The organism is Streptomyces sp. CBMA156, assembly GCF_014596515.1.
GTDB lineage: Bacteria > Actinomycetota > Actinomycetes > Streptomycetales > Streptomycetaceae > Kitasatospora.
Map to the genome: position 1 here is coordinate 1 of NZ_MSJQ01000034.1, position 589 is coordinate 589.

The window sequence follows — 589 nt, forward strand, 5'->3', positions numbered from 1 at the left end:
CCCGAGGTCGGCGGCCAGCCGCAGGTGGTCGGTCAGGGCGGCGACCGCTTCCAGCCGGTCGTCGTCGCCGGGCTCCGCGGCGACCCCGAGGTAGGAGGCGACGGCGAGCGGGGTGATCCCGTGGGCGGCGAACTCCCTTCGGGCGCTCCGCAGTTCGCCGGCCGTCATGGCGGGGTGCACGGGTTCGCCGGGCGCGCACCGCAGTTCGAGTCCCTGCCAGTGGTGCTCGGCCGCCAGCCGGAGCACCTCGGCGAGCGGGAGGCCCGGCAGGCCGAGGGTGGAGAGGGCGAGTCGCATGGTGGTCAGTCCTCCCGGTGGACGGTGACGGAGCCGGTGGCGAGCAGGGCGGTGTGCCGCCCGCCGTCCGGCCAGCGGACGTGGAGGCGGTGGCCCTCGGGCACCCGCTCGGTCCGGATCTCGACGGCCGTGAGGGGCGGGTGTGCCGTGCCCCGGGAGAGCCGCGCGGTGCTGACGAACAGCGTGGCCGTGCCGGTGGTCCGCCCGGTGACGCGGGGCACCGCGCCGACGGCGCCGAACGCGGTGCCCGAGGGCAGCGGGTCGGTGGCGGCCGTGGTGAAGCCGTCCGCGT

2 pseudogenes are annotated in these 589 nt (G+C 77.6%); both read right to left on the reverse strand.

Annotated elements, in window-relative coordinates:
- A pseudogene (locus BU198_RS02380) lies at positions 1–297 on the reverse strand (sugar phosphate isomerase/epimerase); the annotation flags it as partial.
- A gap of 5 nt (positions 298–302) precedes the next feature.
- Positions 303–589, reverse strand: a pseudogene (locus BU198_RS02385) (hypothetical protein); the annotation flags it as partial.